Here is a 15,129-nt window from a genome sequence, read left to right on the forward strand (position 1 = left end):
ATGTCCGATTCCTCTACCCGCACGCCGCCGCTGGCCGCGTTGCGCGCCTTCGAAGCCGTGGCCCGTCTAGGGAGCCTGAGCCGCGCCGCTGCCGAGCTCAACGTCACGAAAAGCGCAGTCAGCCATCAGTTGCGGGCGCTGGAAGCCGACCTGGGAACCTCGCTGCTGCGCCGCGGCGGCACCGTGCGGCGCGCCGAAACCACGGAAGCGGGCGCTGCGCTGCTGGCTTCCGTACAACAGGCCTTGACCCTATTGGAGACCGCCTGCCGCAATGTCCGGGCCAGCGCCCGCGGCAAGCGGCGCTACACCCTGAACGTGTCCGCCAACCCGTCGCTGGCCGCGCTGTGGCTGGCGCCGCGCATCGGCCGCTTCATTGAATTGCATCCGGACATCGACATCCAGGTGTATCTGCACGCCAGCCAGGATCCGGCCTGGAAAACCCAGGACATCGACCTGGCCTTCCTGCACGTGCGCGCGATGGGGCCGCACATTGCCGCGCCGGGCGACATTCCGCTGATGACCGAAACCGTGGTGCCGGTGTGCAGTCCGGCACTGGTGCCCGAGGCCGACCGCAATGACCCGCGCGTGTTCATGCGCCACCGCTGGCTGGAAGAAAAGCACATCGACAGCCCCGAGACCGATTGGCGCACGTGGGGACCCCGGCTGGGGATTGCGCCGGATGATTGGCAGGATCCGATGGTGCTGAGCGGCTTGAGCACCGTGGTGGCCGCCGCGGCGGCCGGGGTGGGCATCGCGCTAGGCCGCGCGCCGCTGATCGACGAAGACCTGGCGAGCGGCCGGCTGGTGCCGCTGATTCCCCATCTGCGCATGCCGGGCTCGTGGGGCTATGTCATGCGCATCCACGCCAACCGGCCGATGGATCCCTCATTGCCCGCGCTGGTGGAGTTTCTGGCCGAGGAAGGCCGCAGCACAGGCGCGTGGCAAAGCCCCGACGGCGTATTCGGCAGCCTTGCCCCGCATGACGTTCACGCCGAGCATCAAGATCGTCCAGCCGGATCGCGCACGCGGCGCGGTTAATCGGCCGTCAACTCCATGCTGCGCGTCACTTCCTCCTGCACGCGCTCCCAGATCGCCCGCTTCAGTTCCACGAATCGCGGCGACAATTGCACGTCCGCGCTGCGCGGATGCGGCAGGTCGTTCTGGATGTCCTGCACGATGCGGCCGGGCTTGGAACCCATGACCGCCATCCGCGTCGACAGGGTCAGCGCCTCGTCGATGGAGTGCGTGATGAAGACGATGGTCTTGCCGCTCTGCTCGTAGATCGACAGCAATTGGTCCTGCAGCACCTGCCGGGTCATCGCATCAAGCGCCGCGAACGGCTCGTCGAACAGCATCACGTCCGGGTCGTTGGCCAGCACGCGCGCAATCGACACGCGCTGCTTCATCCCGCCCGACAGCGCGTGCGGATACTTGTCCGCCGCGTGCTTCAGGCCCACCATCTCGATGAACTTGCGGGCGATCGGCGCGCGCTCCTGGCGCGACATGCCGCGCATCTTCAGGCCGAACTCCACGTTCTCCTGCACCGTGCGCCACGGAAACAGCGCGTACTGCTGGAACACCATGCCGCAGGCGGCGGTCACGTCGGTGACCTTTCTACCGTTGATCTCCACCGAGCCCGTGTTGGGCGTGATGAAGCCCGCCATCAGATTCAGCAGTGTCGATTTGCCGCAGCCCGAGGCGCCCAGCAGCACCAGGAATTCTCCGCGCTTGACCTCCAGGTTGACCTTGTCCAGCACCGGCACTTCGCCGTAGGCCTTGGAGACGTCCGTCAGCCGGATCATCGTGTCGTTCATCGCTGCCATGCCAGCACCCATCGTTCAAGAAGCCGCAAACACAGATCGGTCACCAGCACGGTGAAACTGATCAGCACCATGCCCAGCACCACGGTGTCGGTCTGGAAGAATTCCTTGCCGTTCATGATCATGAAGCCCAGGCCTTCCTTGGACGCCACCAGTTCGGCCGAGATCACGCAGGTCCAGGACAGGCCCAGGATGATCTTCATGCCCGACAGGATCTGCGGCAGACAGCCCGGAAACAGCACCTCGCGCATGACCTGCCAGCGGTTGGCGCCCAGGTTGCGCGCGGCGCGTACCAGCACGGGGTCGATGCTGCGCGAGGCCTCCATCACGTACAGCAACGCGGGCACGAAGGACCCCATGAACACGATGCTGTACTTCTGCGTTTCGGTGATGCCGAACCACAGCAGCGACAGCGGAATCCAGCTCATGGACGGCAGGGGACGCAGGAACGAGATGATGGGATCGAAGACGGCGCGCGCCACCTTCGACGTGCCCAGCAGGATGCCCAGCGGAATCGCCACGATCACGGCAGCCAGAAAGCCCACCATGACGCGGCGCGTGGAGGCCAGCACGTTGTAGAACAGCGTGCCCTGGTCAGACATGGACAGCGCGCGCGCCAAGACCTGGGACGGCGCGGGCAGGAAGATGGGATCGACCGCGCCGGCACGGCACAGGCCTTCCCACATCAGCAGAAAACCCAGCAGCGAAAACACGCTGACCCAGAGCAGGCGCGTTTCGCGGGATGACGAACGTGTGGACATAGGCAGACTGTCCCGGGCTCAGAGGTACGAGGACTGGACCCAGTCCTTGACGGTGGGCGCGCGGTCGATCTGCTTGAGCGACACCAGCATCTCGGCCAGCTTCTGCATGCCGTTCACGAAGTTGCCGGGCTCGATCATCAGCGCCTTCTGATCTTCAGCCGAATACCACTGCGTCTGCTTGATAACGGCCAGCTGCTCGTCCTTGGACAGGCCGGTCAGCTCCAGCAGCACGCCGGCCGCTTCCTCGGGCTGGTTGGTCAGCATGGCGTTGGCCTGGAACACCGCCTGCAGGAACTTGCGCACGGCGTCCGGATTTTCCTTGCCCAGCTTGGCGTGCGTCAGCAGCACGTCGGGTCCGGGGGTGATGGCGTATTGCTTGTAGAGCGAGAACGCGGTGTCGTCCAGCAGCACGTGCGTGCCCGGCACGGCCTTGATGCGGTCAAACGCCGGCGTCCAGGCCACGGCCGCGTCGATCTGGTTGCCCTGGTAGGCAGACAGCAGGTTGGTCGCGGGCAGGTTGATGATCGAGACATCGCGATCGGGATTCAGGCCGGCCTGGCGCAGAACGTCCAGCAGCAGCACGTGGGCGCTGGAGGCGTACGTGACGCCGATCTTCTTGCCCTTCAGGTCGGCAACGGATTTGACGTTGTCGCGCACGAGCACGCCTTCGGCACGGCCGAAGTTGTTGGGGGTGGCGATGACCTGGAACTGGCGCGCGCCGGCGGCCATCAGCGCCAGCGACGACACCACGCCCGTGCCCGCCAGGTCCACATTGCCCGCCATCACCGCGCTCATGCGGTCCGACGACGTGGCAAAGCTCTGCCATTTGATGACCAGACCCTGCTTGGCGAACAGCCCCGTCTTCATCGCGATGTAGGCGGAGTAATGGCCCAGCCAGGCCGAGCCGCCATAGGTGTAGGACGCGCCGGCGGCGCGGCCGATCATCGGAAAGCCCAGGGCGCTTGCGCCCGCAAGTGCAGCGGTGCGCACCAGCATGGCGCGGCGATTCATGTTCATATTTTTCCCCTACTTGAATGTAGATTGACCGATAGATTCCATGTCGCCGGCACTCTGGGGTGCGGCAGACGAGACTTTCGCCCGAGCGCCTGGCGGCGGCATGAATATAAGGAGCGGCGATGGTCAACATCAGCGGCGCTTAAATTTCTGCAGCTCCGAAACGGCGGGTCCACACTCGCCGCACTTGTCCTTGGAGCCTTGTCGTGAAAAGTTTTGACGTGATCGTGATTGGTGCCGGCGTGATCGGCAGTTCGGTGGCGTTTCACCTGGCCGAACTCGGTGCGAAGAACGTGCTGGTGCTGGACCGCGAGACCATCGGCGCGGGCACCACGTCGCAGTCGTCCGGCATCCTGCGCACGCACTATTCCGTGCGCGAGAACGTGGAGCTGGCCCAGCGTTCGTGGAGCGTGTTCAACAATTTCGCCAGCTATCTGGGCGACGAAGAGGCCTCGTGCGGCCTGGTCAAGTGCGGCTACCTGATCACCGCCGCCGACGACGACAAGCTGGAACCGCTACGCGGCGCGCTGGCGCAGCAGCAGGCGCAGGGCATCGCGCTGGAATTGCTGAATGCCGCGCAGGCGCGCGAGCTGCTGCCCATTGCGTCCTTCGACAACGCCGCGCTGATCGGCTATGAGCCCGAGGCGGGCTTTGCGGACGCGTATCTGGTGGCCACCAGCTTTGCACGCGGCGCCCGCCGCCGCGGCGTCACCATCCGCGAAAACGTCAACGTCCAGCGCCTGATCATCGACAACGGCCGCGTGACGGGCGTGGTGACATCCGAGGGCGACTACAGCGCGCCGCTCGTCATCAGCACGCAGAACATCTGGACGCCGGAACTCGCCGGCTGGACCGGCGTGGCGATGCCCGTCGTGCCGGAGCGCCACGCCGTGCTCGCGCTGGAATGCGACGCGGCGCCCTATACGTATTCGATGCCTGTCTTCAAGGACCTGGCCTCGCCCGGCATGCTGTATTGCCGCAGCTATGGCGGCAACCAGATGCTGGTCAGCGAAGGCATCGTCGGCGAGGCGCTGCAAAAGAGCGATGCCGAGCAGGGCGACATTCCGCTGGACTACGTGGCCGAGGTGGGCGCGCAGGTGGCAGACCGCTTCCCCGCGTATGAGGCCGCCGGACTGGCGTCGTCGTGGACCGGTGTCTACGACGTGACGCCTGACTGGAACCCCGTGCTGGGCCGTGTGCCGGGGGTCGAAGGGCTGATCGTGGGCTTCGGCTTCTCGGGCCACGGCTTCAAGCTCTCGCCCACCGTGGGCCGCGTGCTGGCGCAGGAAGCGCTGGGTCTGGCGACCGACGTGTCGCTCACGCCTTACGAATTGGGGCGCTTTCAGCGCGGCGCGCTGTTGACCGGGAAGTACGGCCTTGGCGCAGTCTCCTGATCCGCGCGGTCCGGTGCAAGCCAGCTGGTTGGCGCTGCCGCCCGAGCCGTGGAAGAACGGCGGGGGTGTCACGCGCACGCTGGCGGCTGATCCGGCCGGGCGCTGGCGCGTCAGCATCGCCGATATCGAACGCGATGGGCCGTATTCACGCTTTCCCGGGTATGACCGCGTGTCGGTCGTGCTGGCGGGCGAGGGCGTGATGCTGCAAGGCGAGGGTGTGGCCGTGCCATTGCGGCTGCGTGAACCGGCGGTGTTTGGCGGCGATGCGTTGCTGCAATCCACGTTGGTGGGCGGACCGGTGCAGGTGCTGAATCTCTTTGTCTTGCGAGGCGGTGCAAGGGCGTCGGTGACCTGTTCGGGGTCGGCGTCCGGTTGCTGCGAGGTCGGCGCGTTGCCGGCCGGCGCGGATGGGCTCGAGGTTACGCGGGTGCGGGTGACGGCGGGGGCATACGAGATGACGCGCGGCGTGGAAATGCCGGGCGTCGACACGCCGGGCGTCGATACGCCGGGCGTCGGTACGCCGGGCGTCGCCAACCCCGGCGCCCCAGCCACGCAAACCGACTTCACCGTGATCCTGGACATCACCGTCCAGAAAAGCTTCCCGGACTGACCAAACTACAGCCGTCCCAGTCACAACCCGGGGCGTCCGTTGATTCCTTTCACTCAGGAGTGTTTCCATGAAGGTACTTGCCGCGGTCAAGCGCGTGGTTGACTACAACGTCAACGTGCGCGTCAAGGCCGACCAGAGCGGCGTGGATATCGGCAACGTGAAGATGTCGATGAACCCGTTCGATGAAATCGCCGTCGAGGCGGCCGTGCGCCTGAAAGAGCAGGGCGCGGCTGCTGAAGTCGTGGCCGTGTCGTGCGGCACGGCGCAGTCGCAGGAGACGTTGCGCACCGCGCTGGCCATCGGCGCCGACCGCGGCGTGCTGGTGCAGACGGATGCCGCCTTGCAGCCGCTGGAAGTCGCCAAGCTGCTGCGCGCCGTCGTGGTCAAGGAAGCGCCCGCGCTGGTGATCCTGGGCAAGCAGGCCATCGACGACGACGCGTGCCAGACCGGCCAGATGCTGGCGGCCCTGCTGGGCTGGCCGCAGGCCACCAACGCCAGCGCCATCGCCATCGGCGACGGCACGGCGCGCGTGACGCGCGAGGTGGACGGCGGCCTGGAAGTGGTGGAACTGACGCTGCCTGCCATCGTCACGGCAGACCTGCGCCTGAACGAGCCGCGCTATGTCACGTTGCCCAACATCATGAAGGCCAAGAAGAAGCCGCTGGATGTGGAAACGCCGGACGCGCTGGGCGTGGACCCGGTGTCCCGCCTGCAGACGCTGCGCGTTGAAGAGCCGGCGGCGCGCGCACCCGGCATCAAGGTTGCCGACGTGGCCGCGCTGGTCGACAAACTGAAGAACGAAGCCAAGGTGATCTGATGACTGTTCTTGTTATTGCCGAACACGATAATCGGGCGCTGAATGGCGCCACGCTCAACGCCATTTCTGCCGCGGGCAGGCTGGACATGCCGGTCCACGTACTGGTCGCGGGCGATGGCGCGCAGCCGGTGGCCGAGGCGGCTGCACGGGTCGCCGGGGTGGCAAAGGTGCTGCTGGCGCAGGCGCCGCAGCTTGCCGATGGCCTGCCGGAAGCCGTGGCCGCGCAGGCCGTGGCGGCGGCCGCCGGCTACTCGCACGTCTTCCTGGCCGCGACGGCGCAGGGCAAGAGCGTGGCGCCGCGCATTGCCGCGTTGCTCGATGTGGCGCAGGTGTCGGACGTCATCGAAGTGCTGGCGCCCGATACGTTCAAGCGTCCGATCTACGCCGGCAACGCGATCGCGACGGTCAAGAGCGGTTACCCGGTGGTCGTGGCCACGATCCGCCCCACGGCATTCGATGCGGTGTCTGCCGAAGGCGGCAGCGCCACGGTGGAAGCGGTCGAGGCCGTGACGGGCACGGGCTTGTCACGATTCATCAGCCGCGAGATCGCGGTGTCAGAACGCCCCGACCTGGGCGCGGCGCGCGCCGTGGTGTCGGGCGGACGCGGCCTGGGCAGCGCGGAAAACTTCAAGCTGCTCGATCCCCTGGCCGAAAAGCTGGGCGCGGCGCTGGGCGCGTCGCGCGCGGCCGTCGACGCGGGTTATGCGCCGAACGACTGGCAGGTCGGCCAGACCGGCAAGATCGTCGCGCCGGACCTGTACGTGGCCGTCGGGATTTCGGGCGCGATCCAGCATCTGGCGGGCATGAAGGATTCCAAGGTCATCGTCGCCATCAACAAGGACGGCGACGCGCCGATCTTCGGCGTGGCGGATTACGGGCTGGTGGGCGACCTGTTCGAAGCCGTGCCGGCGCTGACGTCCTCGCTGCCGTGATGGAAGCGGCGTTGGCGCCGCAGAACGCGCCAACGCCGCAGGCAGCCCTTCGCTGCCGAACCCCGCGTTCGGGGCGCCGCGGGCTTTACGTCAACGCCGCAGGCTGCGCCACAGCGTGGCCGGCGGCAGCCCCAGCGCCGGGGCCAGTTCCTTCTGGATCAGGCGCTCCATCGCCATCAGGATCACGTCGCGCGCCTCGGCGGGCAGCTTGCCCACCTCCTGCTGGCGCGCGGCCAGATACAGCGTGCGCGACAGCGCGGGATCGTCGGCCCGCGCCGCGCCCAGGAAGGGCGCCAGCGGCAGCACGCGCAGCTGGTCCAGGAAATGGCGCGACTGCCAGATGCACAGCGGCGTGCTGATGCCAAAGCCCAGCCCGGCCGTGACCAGGCTGAGCAGCGGATCGGTATTGTCGAATTCGTAGGTGCGCTCGATCATCACGCCGTGCGACTCGACCAGCCGGTCGATCTCGGCGCCGATGAACGAACGTGCGCTGTAGCGGATGAACTGGGCGCGCTGGCCCAATTCTTTCAGCGTGTCGATCCGGTCCATGCTCATCGAGCGCGGCACGATCAGCACGTAGGGTTCGCTGAACAGACTGTACTTGCGGATGGTGGGCTTGCCTGCCGATGCGCTGGTGGTGACGACGAGGTCGAGCTGCCGGTCTTCCAGCTGCTTGTCCAGCACGGGCGTGATGCCCGACCACAGCCGGATCTGGCGCGACGCGCCGGACAGGCCGTGGATCAGGGTCGGTCCAAGCGTGCCGGCAAACGAGTCTACGCAGCCGAAGCGCACGATGTTGCGCTTGGCCCGGCTAAGGTTGCGCACGCTTTCCGTCATGTCGCCGGCCTGCGCCAGCAGCCGCGCGGCGTGTTCGAACAGCAGCTCGCCGGCCGGCGTGGGCCGGGCAGGGCGGGTGCTGCGGTCCAGCAGTTCGGTCGACATGGCGGCTTCAAGCTGCTTGATCCGCTGCGACACGGCCGCCTGCGAAAAACCCAACAGCCGCGCCGCGCCCGAGACCGACGCCGCTTCCACCACCGCCACCCACGTCAACAGCAGGCTCCATTCCGGATAGTTTTCCGTGCTGGTGAACGAAAAGCGGTTCATGGCGTGGGCGTCCGGCGGCGTTTCAACAGGGCTTAGCGCTGGCGCGCGGTGGTCTGGCGCAGCGCGGCAGTCACCATGCCTTCGACCACCGGAATGACCTTGTCGGCCAGATCGGGGCGATAGCCGTACGGGTATGTTTCGTCCATGTAGGTGGACTGGCACATCTCGAGCTGGATGGCGTGCACGTTGTCAGCCGGCGAACCGTAGTGGCGCGTGATGTAGCCGCCCTTGAAACGGCCATTGACGGCCCAGGTGTAATCCTTGCAGCCGTTCAACTGCTCTTGCACGGCGGCCAGGATGTCGGGCGCGCAGGAGGCGCCGTCGGACGTGCCGATGTTCAGGTCGGGCAGCTTGCCCTCGAAAAGGCGCGGCAGGACGCTGGCGATCGAGTGCGCTTCCCACAGCAGCACCGTGCCGTGCTCGGCCTTGATGCGGTCAATCTCTTCTTGCAGCTTGGCGTGATACGGCTTCCAGTACGCCTCCAGGCGCTGGGCGCGTTCCGCGTCGGTCAGCACAGCATCGTTCTGGTAAAGCGCATCGCCGCGAAAGGCCTGGGTGGGGCACAGGCCGGTCTTGGTCTGCCCGGGATACAGGCTTTCGTCGTTGGGCGGGCGGTTCAGGTCGACCACGTAACGGGAATAGCGCGCGCCCAGCACGGACGCGCCCAACGCCTGGGCGAACTGATACAGGGTGTCCAGATGCCAGTCGGTGTCGCCGGATTGCAGGGCGACGTCCGTCATGTGCGGACGCTGCGCGTCGGGAATCTGGCTGCCGAGGTGGGGAATGGAGATCAGCAGCGGGGCGGTGCCGCGGCTGAATTGAAAGAGGTCGGTCAAGAGGAAACTCCGGGTGGCAATGGCAATGCGCCGCGGCAGAGCCGCAGGCAACGGGCGCTTGTATGCTAGGCAGCACGGCCCGCTGCGGGAATTGCATCAGTTTAATGGATGCTGATGATTAGCCGCGCCGATGCTCATGGCGATGGCCGCGGCGTGGTCACGGTGAGCCGCGTTCTGGGTCGCGCTGGTCAGCCGCGGCCCGTGGACCGAGTTGCTGGGCCGCGTGAGGTAGAGTAGACGGCGCGCACACTCTAGCGAGCGGACATGATTGATGAACTGATTCAACTGGGCAAGCTCGTCAGCCTGGGTCTGGCGCTGATGCTGCCGCTGGCCAATCCGCTGACGTCCATGACGCTGCTGCTGTCGCTTGGCCAGCAGATACCGTTCAAGGAACGGCAGAAGCAGGTGACCCAGGCGGCGTTCTACGTGGTCGGGATCATGCTGGTGACCTACTACGCCGGCGCGCTGCTGATGCACACCTTCGGCATTTCCATCCCCGGGCTGCGCATTGCGGGCGGACTGATCGTGGTCAGCATCGGCTTCAGCATGCTGTTTCCATCGGACCAGCCGCGCGCCCTGGAGGCCGAGGCCGCGGCCGACGCGCAGGAGCGCCAGAGCCCCAACATCGCATTCGTGCCCCTTGCCCTGCCCGGCACGGCGGGACCCGGCACGATCGCCATGATCATCAGTGGCGCGTCGTCGGTCGATTCGGCCATTGCACCGGACTATGCGCGTTGGGTGGTGGGCGTGGCCCCGATCATCGTGTTTGCGCTGCTGGGGCTCTTGTTCTGGGTCTGCCTGCATTTCGCGGGCCGCATCGTCGCCGTCATCGGCAAGAGCGGTGTCGAGGCGATCTCACGCGTGATGGGATTCCTGCTGGTCTGCATGGGCGTGCAGTTCGTCATCAACGGCGTGTTGGAGATCGTGGAGAAGTTTCCCAACGTGTAGCGGGCATAGGGTCAGGCGTTCCGTCCTTGCATGCCTGCGCTGCGCCGGGCAGTCCATAAAGTCACGCGGATTTTGATTTCACCCCGTTTCGTGAAGCTTGTAGAAACATAATCTACGCTACATTACATTTTTGATTTTTCGCCGTGGGCAGTCATGCTTGCCCGCGACGGCAGTTTTTGTATGTGCAACATCATTGAAGACAAGATCAGGCAGTGCGCGGTAGCCCGCGAATCCATCGCGGTCGGCGCGCCGACGTGCCGGTCAAGCTCCTGCGGTACGGCCGCCGCAATCTGCAAGCGTGCGTCATGATGGCCTGGCTACCCTTGATCGTGTTGGGGCTGGTGGTCAGCGGCGTAGTCACCGCCTTGATGCGCGAGCCGGGCGTCCGCCTTTACGACTGGATCGCCACCCGCGCGCGCCGGCCGCAGCCGGCTGCCCGGCGGCGTGTCCCCGAAACCGAACGCGGACCATTGACCCAGACAAGCTGATCGCCACGCGTTTCGGTCCGGCGTCTGCCGCTCTCAGCGGCCCGGTCGTTTTAGGCCCAGATGCCCGCGCAGCGTGGCGTGTTCGTAGTCCTTACGGAACAGTCCGCGCTGTTGCAGCACCGGCACCACCTGCTCCACAAAGTCGTCGATGCCGCCCGGCAGTGACGGGGGCATCAGGTTGAAGCCGTCGGCGCCTTCGTTCCTGAACCAATGTTCCATCCGGTCCGCGATCTGCTCCGGCGTGCCCACCATCGTGCAGTGCCCGCCGCCCGCGGCCAGCCGGCCAAGCAACTGGCGCACGGTGGGCTGCTCGGTTTCGATGATGCGCAGGATGGTGCCGTAACGGCCTTTGGGGCCGGTGAACTCGGACAGCGGGGGCAGGGGCGGCACGGGCGCGTCCAGTTCCCAGCCCGAACAATCCTGCAGGACGAACGTGCCAAGTTGGCGCAATGAGGCGTCCGCGGGCAGGAGTTCGTCCAATTCGCGCTGCTTGGCGCGGGCCTCGGCTTCGGTCGAGCCGACATAGGTCACGAGGCCCGGCATGATGGGCACGAACGCGTCGCGGCCAGCTGCCCGGACACGTTGCTTGATGTCGCGGTAATAGGACTGCGCGGCGGGCAAGTCGTAAGCCACGGCATAGATGGCTTCCGCGCGGCGCGCCGCCAGATCGCGGCCCTGATCCGAGGCGCCCGCCTGGAACAGCACCGGATGCCCCTGCGGCGGTCGCGGCACGGTAAGCGGGCCGTCCACCAGAAAGTGTTCGCCGTGGTGATCTATCTTGTGTAGGCGGTCCGGCACGCCGAAGTGGCCGTTGCGGTCGATGACCAGCGCCTCGTCGTCCCACGAGTCGAACAGCCTCAGCGCAACGTCGACAAATTCCTCGGCGCGCGCGTAGCGCCAGTCGTGGCCGGGCATGGCTTCGTAACCGTGATTGCGCGCCTCGGCGTCGAACATCGAGGTCACCACGTTCCAGCCCATGCGACCGCCCGAAATGTGATCCAGCGAGGCCACCATGCGCGCCGCATGAAAGGGCGTGAAGAACGTGCTGGACACCGTGCTGATCAGGCCGATGCGGGTGGTGGCGCGGGCGATCGCGGCCATCGTGGTGAGCGGTTCGAGATACCAGCGCGGCCCGTCGCCGATGTTGTCCATCGACTGGCCGTCGGCAAAGAAAATGGCGTCGAGCTTGCCGCGCTCGGCCGTGCGGGCCAGGCTTTCGTAGTAGCTGATGTCGCCCAGCCGCTCGGCCGCCGAGTCCGGGTGGCGCCAGGCCGCGCGATGGTGGCCGCAGCCGAAAATGAACAGGTTCAGGTGCATCATGGCGATCAGCTCGTCGATTGCTTCATCAGTTGCGTCATCAATTGCGTCATTGATTGCGTCATTGACTGCCGCGTCCGGCACGCCCGCGGGTGCCGCAAGCGGGCGAACTTAGCATAAAACGGCGGGCGGGCGCCGTTGCGGTCGGCGGGGCTTGCGCGGCCGCGGCGCCTGCCCGGCATACCCGGCCCAACGTTTCTCACGCCGCGCGTTGACATCGCCGCGCCGCTCTCCTAACCTTGCGGCAATTCCTGGGGGAGCCCTGTACGGGCTGAGATTCCGCGTCAACGCGGTAACCCTTTGAACCTGATCCGGGTAATGCCGGCGAAGGGAAGGACTCCGCAAGTCTCTCGCGCGCCCTCCCTGATTCCATTCATCTTGCGGCCTCCCTGACGGCGGGCCGCCGCGTTACGCGTCCGGCCTCAGGCCGCCCGCGGGAGGACCGACCTTCATGTTGACCCAAACCACTGCCCTGGTATGGCTGCTGCTGTTCTCGGGCGGCTTCGCCGTGGCCAGCGTGCTGTACACCCGGCGCAAGCGCGGCACCCTGGAAGACTACATCGTCGCGCGCAACAGCCAGGGGTCGTTTGGCACGATCCTGACGCTGATGGCGTCCACGCTGGGCGCATGGATTCTCTTTTCGCCGGCGCAGGCCGCAACCTGGGGCGGGCTGGCCGCCGTGATCGGCTACGCGCTCGGGTCGATGTCGCCGCGCCTGGTCATGATTCCGCTGGGCCGGCGCATGCGCGAACTGATCCCGCACGGTCACACGCTGACCGAATTCCTGATGGCGCGCTACGGCCGGCCCATGTACGGCCTGGCGCTTTTCATCATGCTGTTCTACCTGTTCATCGCGCTGTCGGCCGAGGTTACCGCCATTGCCAAGCTGGTCGCGATGCTGGCGCCCGTGCCGCTGTGGGCCACCGCCGCCATCGTGATGGGGACGACCTTGCTCTACACCACCTACGGCGGCCTGCGCTCGTCCATCTTCACCGATCAGGTGCAGATGATGATCATCGTGCCGCTGCTGGTCGTGCTGTGCGTCGTCGGCTGGCAGGCGGCCGGTGGCGCATTACCCACCATCGAAGCCCTGCAGGCCAAGGCGCCGCAACTGCTGGACCTGACCGACCCGGTGGGCGTAAAGGCGGGGCTGACCTTCTTTGTCGCCATTTTGCTGACCGGCATCTTCCACCAGGGCAACTGGCAACGCATCTACGCCGCCCGCGACACCCGCACGATGCGCAACGGCTTTCTGCTGGGCGGCGTGCTGGTGGCGCCTTTCATCTTTTTGATGGGCCTGTTCGGCCTGGCGTTTGTCGGTTTGGCGCCCGAGGGCGACAGCTCGATCGCGCTGTTCAGCGTCATCATGCCGCACGCCCCGGCGTGGTTCGTCATCGCCCTGATTCCGCTGGGCCTGTCCCTGGTCATGAGCACCGCCGACACCGCCATCAGCGCGGTGTCCAGCATCATCGCGGTCGACCTGCGCCGCCTGATGCCCAACGCCGGCGGCGCCACCATGAAGCGCCTGGCGCGGTGGCTGGTGCTGCTGATGGCGATCCCCGTGATGATCGTGGCGTCGCAAGGCTACAGCGTGCTGTACCTGTTCCTGCTGGCCGACCTGCTGTGCTCGGCCGCCGCCTTCCCGGTGTTTTACGGGCTTTTCAGCCGCAAGCACGATGGATTCACGGCGACCGCGGCCACCATCACGGGGCTGATCGCCGGCCTGTTCTTCTTCCCCGCGCCGGGGGACAAGCCGACTTTCCTGCTGGAATCGTTCCTGCTGGCGGCGTTTGTGCCGGTGGTGACGACGGTGCTGATCCGGCTGGTGATGCGCGGACGGGAGGAGTTTGATTTCTCGACGCTGAGCGCGGCGGTGCGGCGGTTGGATAAGGAGACGGTTTGAGGGGGGGGCAGGCAGAGCCGCGTAAACTCGCAGATTGTCCGAAATTTGCCTACAAATTTCGGACAGCCCTCAACTTATAAGGATGATTCGGGGGACGTCGGGTGGAAGCAGCTCAAAGGTCCGGAAATCTGCGTGTAGAGCGCTTTGGTCTAAACACCAAAGGCCGCGATCTCGCCGTTGGCGACATACACGGCCATTTCGGCCGGCTTGAAGCCGCGCTTGCCGCAGCCCAGTTTTCCCCCGAGCATGACCGCTTGTTCGCCGTCGGTGATCTCGTCGATCGCGGGCCAGAGTCCGCCGAGGTTCTGGCTTGGCTAGAGCGCCCCTGGTTTCACGCGATCTGCGGGAATCACGACCTCATGACGTGGCGGCGCGCCATGAACAACCCCATTCCCGACGTGGATCATCGCCTCCATGGCGGCGAATGGCTGGACGCGTGCGATGGCGACACCCAGGTCCGCATCGCTACATGCCTGAATGCCTTGCCGTTGGCCATCGAGGTGGAAACGCCGGGCGGTGTCGTCGGTCTGGTGCATGCCGACTTTCCCTATGACGATTGGCAAGCCATTCATGGCGCCGGCTTCAGTCTGGACGATGAAGACGCGTGCCTGTGGTCCATCGACCGCTATCGAATGCAATATGCCAAACCGGTCCGAAACGTCCGTGCGGTTGTCCACGGGCACATGACGCTGCGCAAGCCGGCGCAGCTGGGCAATGTGTATTACATCGACACGGGAGGTTGGCAGGACGGGGGGCGGTTCACGCTGCTGGATCTGCACACGTTGAAGCCTTGCCGGTGAAACGGCCTAGCGCCGTCGCGCTTGCCGTACAAATATTGCCGTTCCATAGGCGGGCTGTAGGTTCCACCTACGGGCCGTAGACATCCAGCCTGCAGAAACAAAAAAGCCTTGGCACACAAAGTGTCCAAGGCTTTTCCGTCTGGAATTTGGTGGAGCGGAGGAGGATCGAACTCCCGACCTTCGCATTGCGAACGCGACGCTCTCCCAGCTGAGCTACCGCCCCAAAGCCTCGAAAGGCTCACAATTACCGCTAAGTAATCAACAACTTAGCTGATGATGCGATAATACATGAACATTTAATCCGTCGTCAATTTTGATTGTTGGTCCAATTTTGGTCCACACGCAAAAATAACTGCGAATCTTGGTCCACGGCATCGTCGTGGCC

General features: G+C 65.7%; 15 protein-coding genes, 1 tRNA gene and 1 riboswitch. Of the genes, 9 read left to right on the top strand and 7 right to left on the bottom strand.

Features of this window, described 5'->3' with window-relative positions; genetic code table 11:
* Positions 1 to 1,038, top strand: coding sequence for a LysR substrate-binding domain-containing protein (locus tag MHZ91_RS15105; RefSeq protein WP_239214367.1), 1,038 nt, complete (start codon positions 1 to 3; stop codon positions 1,036 to 1,038).
* On the opposite strand, the gene MHZ91_RS15110 is transcribed toward MHZ91_RS15105, so the two are convergent.
* Genes MHZ91_RS15110 through MHZ91_RS15120 form a run of 3 tightly spaced genes read right to left on the bottom strand, consistent with a single transcriptional unit; the run spans position 1,035 to position 3,598 of the window.
* The gene (locus MHZ91_RS15110) at positions 1,035 to 1,823 is read right to left on the bottom strand and encodes an ABC transporter ATP-binding protein (RefSeq protein ID WP_239214370.1); all 789 of its coding nucleotides are present in this window, start codon (positions 1,821 to 1,823) and stop codon (positions 1,035 to 1,037) included. The genes MHZ91_RS15105 and MHZ91_RS15110 overlap by 4 nt on opposite strands.
* Positions 1,811 to 2,581, bottom strand: a complete 771-nt coding sequence (locus MHZ91_RS15115; protein WP_175124152.1) for an ABC transporter permease — start codon at positions 2,579 to 2,581, stop codon at positions 1,811 to 1,813. The genes MHZ91_RS15110 and MHZ91_RS15115 overlap by 13 nt, the downstream gene beginning before the upstream one ends.
* Positions 2,582 to 2,599: 18 nt before the next feature.
* Entirely contained in the window at positions 2,600 to 3,598 is a 999-nt protein-coding gene (locus MHZ91_RS15120; RefSeq protein WP_239214373.1) for an ABC transporter substrate-binding protein, read from the bottom strand.
* A gap of 203 nt (positions 3,599 to 3,801) precedes the next feature.
* On the opposite strand from MHZ91_RS15120, the gene MHZ91_RS15125 reads away from it, so the two are divergent.
* The 4 genes from MHZ91_RS15125 (at position 3,802) to MHZ91_RS15140 (ending at position 7,348) form a co-directional block, all read left to right on the top strand.
* Positions 3,802 to 4,989 carry an FAD-binding oxidoreductase gene (locus tag MHZ91_RS15125; RefSeq protein ID WP_239214376.1) on the top strand — a complete coding sequence of 396 codons (1,188 nt, stop codon included), beginning with the start codon at positions 3,802 to 3,804 and terminating at the stop codon, positions 4,987 to 4,989.
* The gene (locus MHZ91_RS15130; protein ID WP_239214379.1) at positions 4,973 to 5,599 is read left to right on the top strand and encodes a HutD family protein; all 627 of its coding nucleotides are present in this window, start codon (positions 4,973 to 4,975) and stop codon (positions 5,597 to 5,599) included. Before MHZ91_RS15125 ends, MHZ91_RS15130 begins: the two co-directional genes overlap by 17 nt.
* A 67-nt stretch (positions 5,600 to 5,666) precedes the next feature.
* Positions 5,667 to 6,416, top strand: a complete 750-nt coding sequence (locus MHZ91_RS15135; RefSeq protein ID WP_191577349.1) for an electron transfer flavoprotein subunit beta/FixA family protein — start codon at positions 5,667 to 5,669, stop codon at positions 6,414 to 6,416.
* Positions 6,416 to 7,348 (top strand): electron transfer flavoprotein subunit alpha/FixB family protein, encoded by a 933-nt coding sequence (locus MHZ91_RS15140; protein WP_239214382.1) that lies wholly within the window; start codon positions 6,416 to 6,418, stop codon positions 7,346 to 7,348. The genes MHZ91_RS15135 and MHZ91_RS15140 overlap by 1 nt, the downstream gene beginning before the upstream one ends.
* Before the next feature lie 90 nt (positions 7,349 to 7,438).
* Here the strand turns inward: MHZ91_RS15140 and MHZ91_RS15145 are convergent, their stop codons facing one another.
* Both MHZ91_RS15145 and hutG read right to left on the bottom strand, forming a co-directional pair.
* Positions 7,439 to 8,452, bottom strand: a complete 1,014-nt coding sequence (locus tag MHZ91_RS15145) for a LysR family transcriptional regulator (RefSeq protein WP_218343464.1) — start codon at positions 8,450 to 8,452, stop codon at positions 7,439 to 7,441.
* 32 nt (positions 8,453 to 8,484) lie between these two features.
* Positions 8,485 to 9,288, bottom strand: coding sequence for an N-formylglutamate deformylase (hutG, locus tag MHZ91_RS15150; protein WP_218343465.1), 804 nt, complete (start codon positions 9,286 to 9,288; stop codon positions 8,485 to 8,487).
* 264 nt (positions 9,289 to 9,552) lie between these two features.
* Here hutG and MHZ91_RS15155 point away from each other — a divergent pair, with 264 nt between their 5' ends.
* Together MHZ91_RS15155 and MHZ91_RS15160 are read left to right on the top strand one after the other, a co-directional pair.
* Complete coding sequence (locus tag MHZ91_RS15155) at positions 9,553 to 10,236, top strand: MarC family NAAT transporter (protein WP_304505269.1); 684 nt, start codon at positions 9,553 to 9,555, stop codon at positions 10,234 to 10,236.
* Positions 10,237 to 10,490: 254 nt separating this feature from the next.
* Entirely contained in the window at positions 10,491 to 10,724 is a 234-nt protein-coding gene (locus MHZ91_RS15160) for a hypothetical protein (protein WP_239214384.1), read from the top strand.
* A gap of 33 nt (positions 10,725 to 10,757) precedes the next feature.
* Here the strand turns inward: MHZ91_RS15160 and MHZ91_RS15165 are convergent, their stop codons facing one another.
* The gene (locus MHZ91_RS15165) at positions 10,758 to 12,044 is read right to left on the bottom strand and encodes an LLM class flavin-dependent oxidoreductase (protein WP_239214385.1); all 1,287 of its coding nucleotides are present in this window, start codon (positions 12,042 to 12,044) and stop codon (positions 10,758 to 10,760) included.
* A gap of 240 nt (positions 12,045 to 12,284) precedes the next feature.
* Positions 12,285 to 12,391, top strand: a riboswitch (TPP riboswitch).
* Positions 12,392 to 12,492: 101 nt separating this feature from the next.
* Between MHZ91_RS15165 and MHZ91_RS15170 the strand changes: the two genes are divergently transcribed.
* Positions 12,493 to 13,944, top strand: coding sequence for a sodium:solute symporter family protein (locus MHZ91_RS15170; RefSeq protein ID WP_218343468.1), 1,452 nt, complete (start codon positions 12,493 to 12,495; stop codon positions 13,942 to 13,944).
* A 101-nt stretch (positions 13,945 to 14,045) separates the two neighbouring features.
* Entirely contained in the window at positions 14,046 to 14,744 is a 699-nt protein-coding gene (locus MHZ91_RS15175) for a metallophosphoesterase (RefSeq protein ID WP_239214386.1), read from the top strand.
* Positions 14,745 to 14,891: 147 nt separating this feature from the next.
* Here MHZ91_RS15175 and MHZ91_RS15180 read toward each other — a convergent pair.
* Positions 14,892 to 14,967, bottom strand: a tRNA-Ala gene (locus MHZ91_RS15180).
* Positions 14,968 to 15,129: the final 162 nt, after the last annotated feature.

Source organism: Achromobacter sp. ACRQX (assembly GCF_022346505.1).
Classification (GTDB): domain Bacteria; phylum Pseudomonadota; class Gammaproteobacteria; order Burkholderiales; family Burkholderiaceae_B; genus Achromobacter; species Achromobacter animicus.

What these genes read in the sequence shown, in the direction of transcription:
- MHZ91_RS15170 (WP_218343468.1), top strand. Translation starts at nt 12,493, where the DNA reads ATGTTGACCCAAACCACTGCCCTGGTATGGCTGCTGCTGTTCTCGGGC.
- MHZ91_RS15105 (WP_239214367.1), top strand. Translation starts at nt 1, where the DNA reads ATGTCCGATTCCTCTACCCGCACGCCGCCGCTGGCCGCGTTGCGCGCC.
- MHZ91_RS15155 (WP_304505269.1), top strand. Translation starts at nt 9,553, where the DNA reads ATGATTGATGAACTGATTCAACTGGGCAAGCTCGTCAGCCTGGGTCTG.
- MHZ91_RS15165 (WP_239214385.1), bottom strand. Translation starts at nt 12,044, where the DNA reads ATGATGCACCTGAACCTGTTCATTTTCGGCTGCGGCCACCATCGCGCG.
- MHZ91_RS15110 (WP_239214370.1), bottom strand. Translation starts at nt 1,823, where the DNA reads ATGGCAGCGATGAACGACACGATGATCCGGCTGACGGACGTCTCCAAG.
- MHZ91_RS15140 (WP_239214382.1), top strand. Translation starts at nt 6,416, where the DNA reads ATGACTGTTCTTGTTATTGCCGAACACGATAATCGGGCGCTGAATGGC.
- MHZ91_RS15115 (WP_175124152.1), bottom strand. Translation starts at nt 2,581, where the DNA reads ATGTCCACACGTTCGTCATCCCGCGAAACGCGCCTGCTCTGGGTCAGC.
- MHZ91_RS15135 (WP_191577349.1), top strand. Translation starts at nt 5,667, where the DNA reads ATGAAGGTACTTGCCGCGGTCAAGCGCGTGGTTGACTACAACGTCAAC.
- MHZ91_RS15145 (WP_218343464.1), bottom strand. Translation starts at nt 8,452, where the DNA reads ATGAACCGCTTTTCGTTCACCAGCACGGAAAACTATCCGGAATGGAGC.
- MHZ91_RS15120 (WP_239214373.1), bottom strand. Translation starts at nt 3,598, where the DNA reads ATGAACATGAATCGCCGCGCCATGCTGGTGCGCACCGCTGCACTTGCG.